The organism is Thalassococcus profundi (assembly GCF_003344785.1).
In the GTDB taxonomy this organism is placed as follows: Bacteria; Pseudomonadota; Alphaproteobacteria; order Rhodobacterales; family Rhodobacteraceae; genus Puniceibacterium; species Puniceibacterium profundi.
On the sequence record NZ_QPMK01000003.1, the window covers coordinates 502,278 to 516,800 of the forward strand.

At 65.9% G+C, this 14,523-nt stretch carries 14 protein-coding genes; 4 read left to right on the plus strand and 10 right to left on the minus strand.

Annotation, left to right across the window (positions count from 1 at the left end; genetic code table 11):
* Positions 1-147 precede the first annotated feature (147 nt).
* Positions 148-606 (plus strand): 50S ribosomal protein L13, encoded by a 459-nt coding sequence (rplM, locus tag DU478_RS06640; protein WP_114510139.1) that lies wholly within the window; start codon positions 148-150, stop codon positions 604-606.
* Positions 607-608: 2 nt separating this feature from the next.
* Positions 609-1,097, plus strand: coding sequence for a 30S ribosomal protein S9 (gene rpsI / locus DU478_RS06645; protein WP_114510140.1), 489 nt, complete (start codon positions 609-611; stop codon positions 1,095-1,097).
* A gap of 189 nt (positions 1,098-1,286) precedes the next feature.
* Here the strand turns inward: rpsI and DU478_RS06650 are convergent, their stop codons facing one another.
* From DU478_RS06650 to acnA, 7 genes are all read right to left on the minus strand, one after another.
* Entirely contained in the window at positions 1,287-2,141 is an 855-nt protein-coding gene (locus DU478_RS06650) for a sulfotransferase family protein (RefSeq protein WP_114510141.1), read from the minus strand.
* A 38-nt stretch (positions 2,142-2,179) separates the two neighbouring features.
* Positions 2,180-2,797: a TetR/AcrR family transcriptional regulator gene (locus DU478_RS06655; RefSeq protein ID WP_114510142.1), complete on the minus strand. Its 618-nt coding sequence runs from the start codon at positions 2,795-2,797 to the stop codon at positions 2,180-2,182.
* Entirely contained in the window at positions 2,790-3,659 is an 870-nt protein-coding gene (ppk2, locus tag DU478_RS06660; RefSeq protein ID WP_114510143.1) for a polyphosphate kinase 2, read from the minus strand. Before ppk2 ends, DU478_RS06655 begins: the two co-directional genes overlap by 8 nt.
* Positions 3,660-3,750: 91 nt before the next feature.
* Positions 3,751-4,716 carry an alpha/beta fold hydrolase gene (locus DU478_RS06665; protein WP_233501138.1) on the minus strand — a complete coding sequence of 322 codons (966 nt, stop codon included), beginning with the start codon at positions 4,714-4,716 and terminating at the stop codon, positions 3,751-3,753.
* Between the two features lie 4 nt (positions 4,717-4,720).
* Positions 4,721-5,641: a homoserine O-succinyltransferase gene (locus DU478_RS06670; RefSeq protein ID WP_114510145.1), complete on the minus strand. Its 921-nt coding sequence runs from the start codon at positions 5,639-5,641 to the stop codon at positions 4,721-4,723.
* Positions 5,642-5,715: 74 nt separating this feature from the next.
* Entirely contained in the window at positions 5,716-6,735 is a 1,020-nt protein-coding gene (locus DU478_RS06675) for an endonuclease/exonuclease/phosphatase family protein (protein ID WP_114510146.1), read from the minus strand.
* 149 nt (positions 6,736-6,884) lie between these two features.
* Positions 6,885-9,659, minus strand: a complete 2,775-nt coding sequence (gene acnA, locus DU478_RS06680) for an aconitate hydratase AcnA (protein ID WP_114510147.1) — start codon at positions 9,657-9,659, stop codon at positions 6,885-6,887.
* Between the two features lie 255 nt (positions 9,660-9,914).
* On the opposite strand from acnA, the gene DU478_RS06685 reads away from it, so the two are divergent.
* Entirely contained in the window at positions 9,915-10,613 is a 699-nt protein-coding gene (locus DU478_RS06685) for a DUF1223 domain-containing protein (protein ID WP_114510148.1), read from the plus strand.
* Here the strand turns inward: DU478_RS06685 and DU478_RS06690 are convergent.
* Positions 10,577-11,515 (minus strand): lysophospholipid acyltransferase family protein, encoded by a 939-nt coding sequence (locus DU478_RS06690; RefSeq protein ID WP_114510149.1) that lies wholly within the window; start codon positions 11,513-11,515, stop codon positions 10,577-10,579. The two genes, DU478_RS06685 and DU478_RS06690, sit on opposite strands and share 37 nt — an antisense overlap.
* A gap of 381 nt (positions 11,516-11,896) precedes the next feature.
* Entirely contained in the window at positions 11,897-12,979 is a 1,083-nt protein-coding gene (locus tag DU478_RS06695) for a flagellar motor switch protein FliG (RefSeq protein WP_114510150.1), read from the minus strand.
* Positions 12,980-13,135: 156 nt separating this feature from the next.
* On the opposite strand from DU478_RS06695, the gene DU478_RS06700 reads away from it, so the two are divergent.
* Positions 13,136-13,807, plus strand: a complete 672-nt coding sequence (locus DU478_RS06700) for an SDR family oxidoreductase (RefSeq protein WP_114510151.1) — start codon at positions 13,136-13,138, stop codon at positions 13,805-13,807.
* Between the two features lie 531 nt (positions 13,808-14,338).
* On the opposite strand, the gene DU478_RS06705 is transcribed toward DU478_RS06700, so the two are convergent.
* Complete coding sequence (locus DU478_RS06705) at positions 14,339-14,497, minus strand: chitin-binding domain-containing protein (protein WP_114510152.1); 159 nt, start codon at positions 14,495-14,497, stop codon at positions 14,339-14,341.
* Positions 14,498-14,523 lie beyond the last annotated feature (26 nt).

Here is a 14,523-nt window from a genome sequence, read left to right on the forward strand (position 1 = left end):
TACCTAATTTACAGGTGTTTGAAATCGCTTGATTTTATCGATGGTAAGCCTCTTGACCCGCACGATCCAATCTCTATAACCCGCCCATCAGATCACGGGGGCTCTGCGCCCGCAGGGCCCGTCACGAACATTGAAGGGTAACCCCAGATGAAAACCTTTTCTGCGACTCCGGCAGATATCGACAAGAAGTGGATCCTCATCGACGCCGAAGGCGTGGTGCTGGGCCGCCTCGCGTCGATCATCGCCACCCGCCTGCGCGGCAAGCACAAGCCGTCCTTCACACCGCACATGGACTGCGGCGACAATGTCATCGTCATCAACGCCGACAAGGTGCAGATGACCGGCAACAAGCGCCACGAGAACTTCTACTGGCACACCGGCCATCCCGGCGGGATCAAGAGCCGCACCAAGCAGCAGATCCTCGAAGGCGCGCATCCCGAGCGCGTCGTGACCCAGGCGGTCAAGCGCATGCTGCCGGGCAACCGCCTGAGCCGCGGCGTCATGACCAACCTGCGGGTCTACGCAGGTGCCGAACATCCCCACGCGGCGCAAAGCCCCGAAGTGCTGGATGTGAAATCGATGAACTCCAAGAACACGCGGGTGTAAGCATGGCTGAGCAAATCAATTCCCTGGAAGAGCTGGGATCGGCAGCCGGCGTCGACACCGCCCCGGTCGAAATGGACACCCCGCGCGAGCCGGTGCGCGACTCGCTGGGCCGCTCCTACGCCACCGGCAAGCGCAAGGATGCGGTCGCCCGCGTCTGGATCAAGCCGGGGTCGGGCAAGGTCGTTGTCAACGGCAAGCCGATCAACGAGTATTTTGCACGCCCCGTGCTGCAGATGATCCTCAAGCAGCCCTTCACCGTGTCGGGCACCGAGGACCAGTTTGACGTGATGGCGACCGTGAAGGGCGGCGGCCTCTCCGGCCAGGCCGGTGCGGTCAAGCACGGCGTGTCCAAGGCGCTGCAACTCTACGATCCGTCCCTGCGCGCGGCGCTCAAGGCGGCAGGTTTCCTGACCCGCGACAGCCGCGTGGTGGAACGCAAGAAGTTCGGTCGTGCCAAGGCGCGCAAGAGCTTCCAGTTCTCCAAGCGTTAAGATTCGGCGCAACGTCATTCGAAAGGGCGGTCCAACGGGCCGCCCTTTTGCATGGATCGGCGGTCGCCGGATATTTTCCTTTAAGGAAAATGCCGAAGACTTTTGAAAAGTCTTTGGCGCCCACGGCCCGCGCCGGTGCGCAATTTTCCTCGAGGAAAATTGTCCGGATGTCTCGAGACATCCGGTGCGTCAGCCCGCCAGATGCGCATGCGGCCAGAGCGTTGCGACCTCTGGAAGCCGTCTGTCACAGGCCGCGTAATCCTCCGCGAAATGCGCGAAACAGTCGCGGGCGACATCGGCGGGGACCGCAGAGCTGTCGCCCGCCGCGTTCACCCGGCGTCCGCCCGCGTCGGGCCGGTCCGGGACCCCGGCAAAGGCGCTCAGTCGCGCGATCTCGGGCGGGGTGAAGAGCGTCTCGTACAGCGTGACGAAGCGGCGGGACTCGTCGAAGGCTTCTGTGACGGTGCCCAGCACATGGCGATAGGTGTCTTCGGGCGGAGCCGTCGTGCCGGGGCCGTGGCGGTCGCGGAACGCGCGGGCCAGATCGGCGTCGCTGAGCCGCCCCTTGCGGCTTTGCATCTTCAGCACCGACCAGGCGCGTTCGATCGGATCGCGCAGGCTCAGCACGGCCTTGACCGCGATGCCACGGCGGGCAAAGCCGTCGTCGATCTCGCGCAGGATCCGTGCGGGCAGGCGGGCGTAGACGGGGGTGATGTCGCCGGTCAGGCGGATGCCGGGCCGGTCGAGGAGCGCTGCGAAATAGGTGAAATACCGGGCGGTGTCCTGTTGCAGCTCGAAGCGCAGCACATCGGCCTTGCGCGGCCGGCCCGTCGTGCGCGCCACGAGGTCCTGGGCCCGCCGCAGCGCCGAGGGACGGTCGACGCGGAACCGCGCGGCAGAGGGCACGTGCAGTGCATCCCAGACCTGGTATTCGCCCAGCCGACCGAAATCCGCACAGGAAGCGCCGTTGAGATAGGCCTGCATCCAGGTGGTCCCGCATTTCGAGGCGCCGAGCCCCAACAGGAATGTCTTGTCGCCGCGCATCTTGTCCTTTCGTCTCGTGTGGCCGGTGTACCGGCGCGTCAGGTGTCGGGCGGAATCAGACCGAGGCCGCGCAGGTAGACGCCGATGCCCGATTCCAGCAGGTCCTCTGGCGGAAAGGGAGACTGGCGGCCCGGCGAATTTCGGGCGAAAAGCTCCACCACGCCGTGGCTCAGCGCCCAGATATGGGCCGAGAACATCGCGGCGGGCGGGCGTTTCTCGGGCGGGATGTGTTCCGACAGGCTTTGCGCCGCACGTTCCAGCACGCCCCAGGCGCGGCCCGCCACGTCCGCCAGCTCCGGCGAATGGTTGATCGAGATGCCGCTTTCGAACATCGCGATGTAATGGCCGGGGTGCTTGCGGGCAAAGGCCAGGTAGGCGCGGCCCGTCGCCTCGAAGGAGGCGAGCGCCGAGGGCTGGCCGGACTGGAAGGCGTAGTTCATGAGGTCGACGAAGATCTCGTAGCCCTGCCGCGCCGCTTCGGCGATCAGGTCTTCGCGTCCGGAAAAGTGCCGGTAGACCGCCGCCGGGGTCACGCCCGCGGTCTTGGCCGCCTCGGAGAGGGTGAAGCCGGTGGGTCCCTTGTCCTCGATCAGCACAAGTGCTGCATCGACCAGGGCCTGCCGCAGGTTTCCGTGGTGATACCCCCGTTTAGGCATCCCAGAGCGCCGGTCCGCCGCAGATTTTTCCGTCGACCTGGCCAAGCGCCTTTGCGTCCTTGCCGTCGTAGTCCAGCCCCGACAGCACCGTCCTGATTGCCGCCAGCCGCGCCCGGCGCTTGTCGTCCGACCGGATCACCGTCCAGGGTGCGGCCTGCGTGTGGGTGAGCGTCAGCGTCTCGGGGATGGCCTGCGAATAGGCGTCCCAGCGTTTCAGACCCTCGACGTCGATCCAGCTGAGTTTCCACTGTTTCAGAGGATCGGCTTCGCGCGCGAGGAAGCGGCGCAGCTGTTCGGCGCGCCCGACGTTGAGCCAGAGCTTGAAGAGGTGGATGCCATCCTCGACCAGCATCTTCTCGAAATCCGGCACCTGCGCAAAGAAATGCTGCCGCTGTTCGGGCGTGCAGAAGTCGAAGACATGTTCGACCACGCCGCGGTTGTACCAGGACCGGTCGAAGAAGGCGATCTCGCCGCCCGCGGGCAGATGCGAGATATAGCGCTGGAAATACCACTGCGTCGCCTCGGTGTCCGAGGGCTTGGGCAGGGCGACGTTACGTGCGCCGCGCGGGTTCAGGTTCTCGCGGAAGCGCTTGATCGTGCCACCCTTGCCGGCGGCGTCGCGGCCTTCGAAGACGATGGCGACGCGCTGGCCGGTCTCCTTGACCCAGGCCTGCATCTTGACCAGCTCGATCTGCAGCTGCGTGAGCTCCTTTTCGTAGGCCTTACGCGGCATCCGTTCGGAATAGGGGTAGGCGGGGTCGAGCACATCGTCCTTGTCGGCGCGCTTGATCGCGTCGCGGATCGGTTTCGGGGCGTCATTCTCGAAAAAGGCGCTGATGGCGCCGTCGAAGGGCAGGGACAAGGGCGGCCTCCGGCAGTCTGCTCGTTTTCAGGCAATATGGGATGTTAAGGGGATTAACGCAATCGCGGATGGTCCCCGCATGGCCCGAGGCCTATCGCACCCCGGCGCGGCGCGCGGCGCGGTCGATGGCGGCGGTGACGGCCTCGGGTGCAACGTGGTGCGGCATGTGGCCGATGCCGGGCAGCACGGTCAGATTGGCATCGGGCAGCAGTGCGGAAAGCGGCTGCGAGTGGATGTCGAGAGGCACGGTGTCGTCCGTGTCGCCGTGCACCAGTTCGACCGGCAGATCGAGCGTCGGATAGCGCTTCGACATCTCGACCACGTGCGGGCGCAGGGTGTTCACCTGCCGGGCGTTTGCGCGAAGGGAGGCGCGGCGCAGGGTCAGCCCGGTGCCGACGTAGTCGATATAGCCGTCGGGTGCGGATTGCGGGGCGAAGATGCCCGCCACCGCGTCCGCGATCGTGTCCTCCCCGGCAAAGGCGGTGACGAAGGGCGGCACCACCGCGCCGCCGAGGCTGGTGCCCAGCACCTTGTAGGAGGTGCCGAGGCTGCCGGGCCAGGGCATGGTGGCGCCGGAGACGATCACCAGCGCCGCCGCCGGATGGTCCAGCCCCCAGGCCATGGCCACCGATCCGCCATAGGAATGGCCCAGCACTATGGGATTGCGCACGCCCAGTTTCTCTGCCGCGGCGTTCAGCATCGCGGCCTGCTCCGCAGGGCTTTCGCCCTGGCGCGCAAACGCGCCGGCATAGCGGTCGGCGGCGTGGTCGGTATAGCCCAGCCCCGGACGGTCGAAGACGATGACCCGGTAGCGGTCCTTGACCCGGTCGACGAAGCGGAAGGTGAAATCGCGCATGTTGCCGCTGGCGCCGTGGATCAGAACGAGGTCCGGCCCGGAGCCTGTCACCAGCGCATGCACACGGCGCCCGTCGACCTCGACGAATTGGCCCAGCGGCGGGTACTCGGCCCTGGCAGCGGCTTCTTTCGTGTCGGCGCGGCGGTCGACCAGCGCCGTGCAGCCGGCAAGGAAGGCGGCGGCGGCCGCGAGGGCGATCAAGGTCTTAGCGGCCAATGTTCTGCAACTCGTACGATGTGGACTGGTAAATCTCGTTGATCCAGTTGCCATAGAGAAGATGCGCATGGCTGCGCCACCGGTTCTGCGGCTTTTGCGAGGGATCGTCGCCGGGATAGTAGTTCGCGGGCACGTTGATCGGATTGCCCGCGGCGACGTCGCGGTCATATTCCTGTTTCAGCGTGTCGCTGTCGTACTCCAGGTGGTTGAAGATATAGAGCGCCCGGTGCCCCGGATCCTCGACCAGGGCCGGACCTGTCAGGTCGCTGTCGATCAGGATCGGCAGGCCGGCGGCGGCGATCTCTTCGCGGCGCAGCTCGGTCCAGCGGCTGACCGGCATCACCATGTCGTCCGAAAAGCCGCGCAGGTAGGGCGAGGCGGGGGCGAGGTTGTTGTGGCGGATGCAGCCGAAGGCCTTGGCCTCGAGGATATGCTTGGGCACACCGTGGAAATGGTGGATCATCGCCATGCCGCCCCAGCAGACGCCGAAGGTCGAATGCACGTGGCTTTGCGTCCAGTCGAAGACCTGGCACAGCTCATCCCAATAGGTGACATCCTCGTAGGGCAGATGCTCGATCGGCGCGCCGGTGATGATCAGCCCGTCGAATTTCTCGCCCGTCGCCGCCACGTCCGAGAACGGGCGATAGAAGGTCTCCATATGCTCCGCGGCGGTGTTGCGGGTCTGATGTTCGGTCATGCGGATGAGGCTCAGCTCGATCTGCAGCGGCGTAGCCCCGATGAGGCGCGCGAACTGGTTCTCGGTCTGGATCTTCTTCGGCATCAGATTCAGCAGCCCGATGCGCAGCGGGCGGATGTCCTGCTTGCTCGCCGCGTCCTCGGCCATGACCATGACGCCCTCGCGGTCGAGGACGGCATAGGCGGGCAATTCGGAGGGCAGTTTGATCGGCATCGCGCAGGCTTCCGTGGCTTAGGCCCGGGACAGATAGGGCAGGCCGGGCCGGCTCGCAAGCGCCCCGCGCCAGTTCAGCCGGCCGGTGTCATCGCCATCGCGCCCTCGTCGAATTCCGCCACCATCGGCGCGTGATCGGATTCGGGGTGTTTGGCATCGCTGGCATAGCGGATGCTTTCGTCGTGGATCATCTCGTTGTGGATCTCGGCGCCGACGAAACTCGCCATCATCCGCCGCGACACCAGCATATGGTCGAGCAGGTTGCCGCGCCCGTGATGATAAAGGGTGAAGCGGCGGCTTTCGGCGATCGACAGCGCCACAGGATGCATCACCCGGTCGTTGAGCGCGGGGTTGCCGGTATCCTCGGTCTGGCCACGGATCGCGAGGGCCGGCACCTCGTCGGGTTCGGCGTTGAAATCGCCGCAGATCAGGATCTGCGCGTTCGGATCGGTGTCAAAGAGGCTGTCGACGAACAGCCGCACCTCCAGCGCCGCGCCGACGCGTTTCATCGACGACAGGAAGAAGCCCTCGGCCCAGCCAGAGGCGCTTTTCCAGGTGTAGGTGTTGACCTGCTGGCCCGGCACCGGGGTCGGGTTCTTGGACTTGAAGTGGATGTTGAGGATATGGATCGGGTCTTCGGCGCGGCGGCGCAGGCGCACGTAGAGCGTCGGCCGCTCCCAGCGCACGCGCATCGGGTCCTGGTCGCCGGCGGCTGTCACGCGTGAATATTCCGGCGGATTGACCAGCGTGTTCTGCACCTCGCGCACCTCTTCGACGGCAAAGCCGGGGGCGGAGGCAACGACGAGGTTGCGGTAGCGCTCCACGTCGGGCTTGTTCTTGAGCGTGGTCGAGGACAGCGAGAAGTCGGCATAGCGGGTGCCCTCGAGCAGCGTGCGCAGGGCCCGCAGACCGCGCGGGGCCGGGGCGTCGTCGGGTGCATCTTGGCCATGCACCTCCTGGAAACAGATCACATCGGCGCGCAGCCGTTCGAGCATCGGACGCAGGATGCGCACGCGGTCGGCGAAGCTTGGGTCGAATTGCGACTCTGGCGGGGCATCGTCGAGATTTTCGATATTGAAGGTGGCAAAGCGCATCAAAAAAGCTCCTGAAATATCGGCTGGCAAAAAATCAATTGCAGGATAACACGTTCTGGTTGTTTGTGCGCGCCGGAATCGCCCGGCGCCCGCACGAAAAAGGCCGCGGGGGGTACCCGCGGCCTCTGCCGTTTGCCTGTGAAACGCTGTCAGGCGGCCTTGGCGAGGTTGCGCAGCACGTAGTGCAGCACGCCGCCGTGTTCGACGTATTCGATCTCGATCGCCGTATCGATCCGGCACTTGATCTGGATCGTCTTCTCGGTGCCGTCGGCATACTTGATCGTGCAAGGCACTTCCTGCTGAGGCTTGATCTCGTCCAGCCCGGTGATGGTCACGCTTTCGTCGCCGGTCAGCTTCAGCGACTTGCGCGTTTCGCCGCCGGTGAATTCGAACGGGATCACGCCCATGCCGACGAGGTTCGAGCGGTGGATGCGCTCGAAGCTCTCGGCGATCACCGCTTTCACACCCAGAAGTGCCGTGCCCTTGGCCGCCCAGTCGCGGCTGGAACCCGCGCCGTACTGCTCGCCGCCGAAGATCACCAGCGGCTTGCCCTGCTCCTGGTAGGCCATGGCGGCGTCGAAGATCGAGGTCTGTTCGCCGTCCGGACCCTTGGTGTAGCCGCCCTCGACCCCGTCCAGCATCTCGTTCTTGATGCGGATGTTGGCGAAGGTGCCGCGCATCATCACCTCATGGTTGCCGCGGCGGCTGCCGTAAGAGTTGAACTCACGTACCGGCACCTGACGTTCGACCAGGTACTGACCGGCGGGGGTGGATTCCTTGAAGGACCCCGCGGGCGAGATGTGGTCGGTGGTGATCATGTCGCCCAGAAGCGCCAGGATGCCGGCATCCTCGATATTGGTGATGGTGCCGGGCTCGGGGCTCATGTCCTGGAAATACGGCGGGTTCTGCACGTAGGTCGAGGTCGGCGGCCAGTCGTAGGTCTGGGCGTCGGTGGTCTCGACTTCGCGCCATTTCTCGTCGCCCTTGAAGACGTCGGCGTATTTCTCCTGGAAGCTTGCGCGGGTCACGGTGCGTTCGACAAGGTCCGCGATCTCCTTGGAGGACGGCCAGATGTCCTTGAGGAAGACGTCGTTGCCGTCCTTGTCCTTGCCGAGGCTCTCGCGGGTGATGTCGACGTTCATGTCGCCCACCAGCGCATAGGCCACCACCAGCGGCGGCGAGGCCAGATAGTTGGCGCGCACGTCGGGGCTGATCCGGCCTTCGAAGTTGCGGTTGCCCGACAGCACCGAGGTGGCGATCAGGTCGTTGTCGCTGATGCACTTGGAAATTTCCGGCGCCAGCGGGCCCGAGTTGCCGATGCAGGTGGTGCAGCCATAGCCCACGAGGTTGAAGCCGATGGCGTCCAGGTCCTCTTGCAACTCTGCCGCCTCGAGATAGGCGGACACGACCTGCGAGCCGGGCGCCAGCGAGGTCTTGACCCAGGGCTTGCGGTTCAGCCCCAGTTCGCGCGCCTTGCGTGCCACGAGGCCCGCGCCGATCATCACGTAGGGGTTCGACGTGTTGGTGCAGGAAGTGATCGAGGCGATCACGATGGACCCGTCATGCATCTGGAACTTGTCGTCGCCCACCTGGGCATAGCCGCGCTTGTGGTGGCCTTCGTCGCCGGGGATGTCGTGCGGTTCCGGCGCGCCGCCTTCGCCTTCCCAGCGGACCTCTTCCCTGGCGGAGGCGTCCTTGCCTTCGCGCACGCCCTTGATGTAGTCGCCGAAGGCGGTCGCGGCCTTGTCGAGCGCGATGTAATCCTGCGGACGCTTGGGGCCGGAGATGGCGGGCACGATGGTGCCCATGTCAAGCTCCAGTGTATCGGTGTAGACGGGATCGTAAGAGCCGTCGCGCCACATGCCGTTGTCCTTGGCGTACTGCTCGACCAGCGCAATGCGGTCGGTGTCGCGGCCGGTCATCTCGAGATAGCGCAGGGTTTCCGCGTCGATCGGGAAGAAACCGCAGGTCGCGCCATATTCGGGCGCCATGTTGGCGATCGTTGCCCGGTCGGCCAGCGGCAGGTTGTCGAGCCCGTCGCCGTAGAATTCGACGAACTTGCTGACCACGCCCTTTTCGCGCAGCATTTCCACGACCTTGAGCACGAGGTCGGTGCCGGTGGTGCCTTCGACCATTTTGCCGGTCAGCTTGAAGCCCACGACCTCGGGGATCAGCATCGAAATCGGCTGGCCCAGCATCGCCGCCTCGGCCTCGATGCCGCCGACGCCCCAGCCCAGGACGGCGGCGCCGTTGACCATGGTGGTGTGGCTGTCGGTGCCCACCAGCGTGTCGGGATAGGCCACCTCTTCGCCATTCTGGTCCTCGTCGGTCCAGACGGTCTGGGCCAGGTATTCCAGGTTCACCTGGTGGCAGATGCCGGTGCCCGGCGGCACCACGCGGAAGTTGTTGAACGCCTTCTGGCCCCACTTGAGGAAGGTGTAGCGTTCGAGGTTGCGCTCGTATTCGCGGTCGACATTCATCTGGAACGCGCGCGGGTTGCCGAATTCGTCGATCATCACGGAGTGGTCGATCACGAGGTCGACGGGGTTCAGCGGATTGATCTTCTGCGGGTCGCCTCCCAGCGCCTTGATCCCGTCGCGCATCGCGGCCAGGTCCACCACGGCGGGAACGCCGGTGAAATCCTGCATCAGCACGCGGGCGGGCCGGTAGGCGATCTCGCGCGTGGACTTGCCGCCGTCCTGCGCCCAGGCCGCGAAGGCCTTGATGTCATCGAGCGTGACGGTCTTGCCGTCCTCGAAGCGCAACATGTTCTCCAGCACCACCTTGAGTGCGGCGGGCAGCTTGGAGAAATCGCCCAGGCCCGCGGCCTCGGCGGCGGGAATGGAGTAATATGCGAAAGACTGGTTGCCGGCGCTCAGTGTCTTGCGCGCCTTGGCGCTGTCCTGACCAACTGTGATGGGCATGAAGATCCTCACTTGCAATTCTGGTGAATTTTGAGCCTTGCCGTCTAAATGCCCGAAGCCATGCCGCCGTTCAAGGGGGCGGACGCTTTTTTGGTATACCATCGCACACAAAAGATGGCGCAAGTGGCGGTTGCAGCGGCGCTGCCGCGCAATCGGGCAGGGGGTGAACCTCACCCTGTCTCGCAAAACCTTGATTGGTTATTACAATCGGTGGCGGATACCAACAACCGGCAACCACTTCGGGACCCTTGATCCATGCGCCTTTTCTTCACGTGCTTCGCAGGTTTCTGGATCGCCCTGGCCGGGGCCGCTGCCGCGCAGTCCGAGCGGCCGGTGGTGATCGAGCTGTTCACCTCGCAGGGCTGTTCGTCCTGCCCGCCCGCCGATGCGCTGCTGGCAAAGCTCGCGCAGCGCGAGGACGTGATCGCACTGGCCCTGCACGTGGATTACTGGGATTACATCGGCTGGAAGGACAAGTTCGCCAGCCCCGCCTTCACCGCGCGCCAGAAGGGCTATGCCAGCGCCAATGGCCGCAGCCGCATCTACACGCCGCAGATGATCGTCAACGGCGAACATGACGTGGTGGGCAACCGGGCGATGGACGTGGCCGAGATCATCGAAAAGCACCGCGGGTCTGTCACGCCCGTCACCCTGAGCGCGCGGCGCATGGGCGACATGGTGGTGATCGAGGTCAGCACCCAGCGCCCGGTGGGGGCCAGCGACATCCACGTGGTGCAGTACGAGCCCGAGAAATCGGTCGACATCGGGCGTGGCGAAAACGCCGGGCGCACCCTGGACTATTCGCATATCGTCACCGACTGGTCGGTCGCGGGGCACTGGACCGGGCAGGGCGATTTCGCGACACGTGCGCCTGTTGCGGCGGGCAAGCCGGTGGTCGTGCTGGTGCAGAAGGAACGCTATGGCGAGGTTCTGGCCGCCGCCCGCTTGCGCTGACGCTTTTCCTGCCGCCGCGGTTTCCAGCGGCGATGGATCCAGAACCACTGCTCGGGTCTTTCGCGCACCCGCGCCTCGAGCGCTTGCGTCGCGGCGCGCATCATCTCGACCGGGTCGCCATGCGGCACGGGCGCGTCGAACCAGGCCTCGAAGCTGATGCCATCCGCCTGCCGGGTGCCGAAGAACGGCACCATCAGTGCGCCCGTCCGCAATGCTATGTCCGCAGCCGAAGTCAGGGTCGGCGCGGGCTGGTCCATGAAGTCGATGGGCACCCCGGCGCTGTCGTAGACATCGAAGAGCAGAACGCCCATGCCACCGTCCTTGATGTGACGGAGCAGCCCCATGGTGCCGCGGCGCCCCTGCTCGAAGACCGGGCCGGACAGAGCATGCATGTTCTGCGCGTAATGGTCGTTGAAGAAGGCGTTGCTCATGGGCCGGTAAAGCCCGCCGATCTCGTAGCCGCGGGCGACGAGCGCGGCGCGCGGCGCTTCGAAATTGCCGAAATGCCCGGTGACGAAGAGCACGGGGCGGCCCTCGGCCCGGGCCTTTTCGATCTCGGCCACGCCCGGACCCGACAGCGGCACGTCGGCCATGCGGTCGCGCAGGCCGTGGACGTCGTAATTCTCGATCAGCGTGCGCCCGGCATTGTCGGCGACAGCGTCGGCGATGCGCCGCTGCTCGGCCGGGGGCATGTCGGGGAACACATGCGCGAGGTTCGCCATGGCGCGCTTGCGGTAGCCCGCCAGAGGCGCGATCACGCGCTTGACCAGCCCGGCCACCAGCCACAGTCGCGTCCGCAAGGGCAGGCGCAATGCCGCCCAGATCAGCCCGCGCAACACCCGGTCGGTGATCCAGTCGGCGCGGGTGCCCTGCGGGCCGGTGTCGGGATCTGTGTCGGACACTGGGAGGCGCCTTCGGCGGTTTCGGATGCGCCAGACATACGGGGCCGCGGCGCGCGCCTCAAGACCTAGGGGTCGGAACGGCGCGTCCCCGAGCACGGCGGACCCGTCAGCGCCATGGCGGTGCGTTCGGAGCGCGCGCCGCTCGGGTCGATACCCGTCTCGCCGCCACCGGCTGACCAGTTCCCCGCGGAGCCGGTTGTCAGACTGCCGGTTGCCGGAAGGAACGACGCCAGAGTGCGTCCGCGCTGTCCGCCTCTGTCAGGCTCATATCTGTCCCCTGCCGCTGCGCCCATAGCCGTCAGGCCGGTCGTCCCGCGCCCGTCATCTCTGCGCCAACCGCGCGCGTGCCATCTGCGAAATCGCCGCGGCCGTTGGCCGGCATCAGTCCCCGTCCTCTTCGTCCTCGTCGGGTTCGCGCAGGGTGATCTCGCCCGAGGCGACGAGGTCGCGGATCGCGGCGACGATGGCGTTCATCGCCTCCTCGCCGACCTTGGCCTTGACCTTGCCACGCTCCGCCGCCTCTTCCCGCAGGGAGGTGGCCATGCGCTTCGACATGTTCTCGGTGAGGAAATCCACTGCCTTGCGGGTCTCGTCGGTGGTGGCGGCGGCAACGGCGGTGACCAGCACCGCCGCCTCGACGTCGCGGGTGATCTTCGGCACGTCGACCGGGTTCAGCCGCTGCGGGATGTTGGCGAAGGTAAAGATCGCGCGGCGCACGGCATCGGCGAAATCCTGGTCGGTCTCCTCCAGTCCGGTCAGGACGTCGTCGCGGATCGCGGCGTTGGAATAGTTGAGGATCGCACCCACGCGGTCAACGGGGGCGGCGGCAAAGGCCTTGGGCGGTTCGGCTTCGATCTGGCTGGCAAGGCTCAGACCGATGCGGTCCACAGCCTCCGGGGTGACGCGGGCTGTCAGCGACACCGCGTAGGTGATGCGCCGGGCCTTTTCGCCGGGCAGGCGGCCCAGCAGCGCCGCCGCCTTGGTCACGTCGAGCTTGGACATCATCACCGCCGCCACCTCGATGCTTTCGGAGGCGATCAGCCGTTCCAGCGTCGGCAGGTCCAGCGCCGCGATCCGCGCCCAGGGGTCGCCGACCTGCCGCACGCCGGCCTCCTTGCGCAGGCGGCGCGCGGTTTGCGGGCTGATCTTGCCGTCGAGCGCCGAAAGCGCCCCGGCGATGTCGCCGGGAAAGGACAGACCGACCGAATCGAGTTCGTCGGCGAATTCCTGCACCACGGCGTTCAGCGTCTTGCGGTCGACGTAGCGCATCGCGCCCAGCTGCTGGGTGAGCTGCGTCTGCAGAGCCTCGGGCAGCGACGAAAGCGGCACGTCGGCGCCCTCGTTCAGGATGAACTGCACGATGATCGCCGCCTTGGCCCGGCGGCTCAGCTGCAGCGGCCCGCTGCCGGTGGCTTGCGGAAAGGACGGGCCGGGCAGGGCGGCGAGAGCTGACGCTTTGGTCATCAGGAACGCTCCTTGAGGATCGCTCCGGTGTTAGTGCCGATTGGTTAAGGAAGCGCGAAGCGCAGCCCGCGGTCGGAACATTTGTGCGCGGCATGCCGTTCGGTCGTTGACGCCGCGGCTCGCCGCGGCATTTTTCATCGACTTCAGGAGAACTTCATGTCCAAGACGCTTTTCATCACAGGCGCCTCCACCGGGATCGGCGCCGCCACCGCCCGTGCGGCCGTCGCCAGCGGCTGGAGCGTGGCCCTCATGGCGCGGTCCGAAGACAAGCTGACCGCGCTGGTCGACGAGATCGGCGACGCCGCCCTGGCGCTGCCGGGCGACGTCACCGACCTGCCGCAGGTCGAGGATGCCGTGGCCAAGGCCGCCGCGCATTTCGGCGGCATCGACGCGGCCTTTGCCAATGCCGGCAAGGGGCTGGACACGCCGGGGACCGAGAACGGAGATCCCGAGGAATGGCGCCAGCTTGTCGATCTCAACATCATGGGGCTGCTCTACACCGCCCGCGCGACCCTGCCCGAACTGCGCAAGACCAAGGGCCACCTGCTGCTCACCGGCTCGGCCGCGGGGCGCAACCACATCAAGGGGTCGATCTACGGCGCCACCAAGTGGTTCGTGCACGGCTATGGCGGCAACATGTCCGACGAGATGCGCGACTGGGGCGGGCGCTGCACGGTGATCTCGCCGGGGATGGTCGACACGCCTTTCTTCGATACTCCCAAGCCCGACAAGATCCAGCCCGAGGATATCGCGGACGCGGTGGTCTTCGCCCTCAACCAGAACCCGCGCGCCGAGCTGCGGGAGATCCACGTGATGCCGACGGGCTGACCTAGCTCTCTTTTTCAACATCCGGCAGGGGTCATGTGCCCCTGCCGGATGTTTCCGCCGGAAGGTTCGCTTTTTGCCGTGTCTGCTTTCCCGCCGATGGAGCTGGGCTGCCAAAGGTCCGGAAAGAGCCCTGGGTGAACTGCGCCGCTCGTCTCCCGGCACGGAATCGAGGCCGCCAAAGGCGGCCGCCGTGCCAGCGCCGGACCGGCCCCATGGGCCGGCGCTTTGTCTGACCCAAGCTCCTAGCTCTTCGCTAAGACGGACTTGGCGACCATAAAGCGCATCAGCTCGGCCCTCACGTGCGCCGTCCCCCGGTCCGGCGCTGGCACGACACAGCAATTTCCGCATTGTCCCGCAGAGCAGACTTTCCGCGTGAACCTGAACCAATCTCATGCGGCGGGCGCGATGCTTCGGAGTGACCACGATGCTCTTTCATCGAAGCATGACCCGCGTCACCCGGTCGACCGCTTTCCGGAAAGATAAAAGGCGGCCCGCGCGGACCGCCTTTCTCAATTCCATCAAGGACTTGCCTCAGCTGCTCACGACCTTGCAGCTGCCGGATTCAGCGTCGTACATCATTCCGTCGGCGCAGGTCATTGCCTGCTTCGAATGGCCCGAGCAGGCCGCGTAAGCGGACACGGTGGATGCGAGCGAGAGCGCCAGGGCGGTCAGAAGTGTCTTGGTCTTCATGGATCGTCCTCCTGTTGAACACCAGG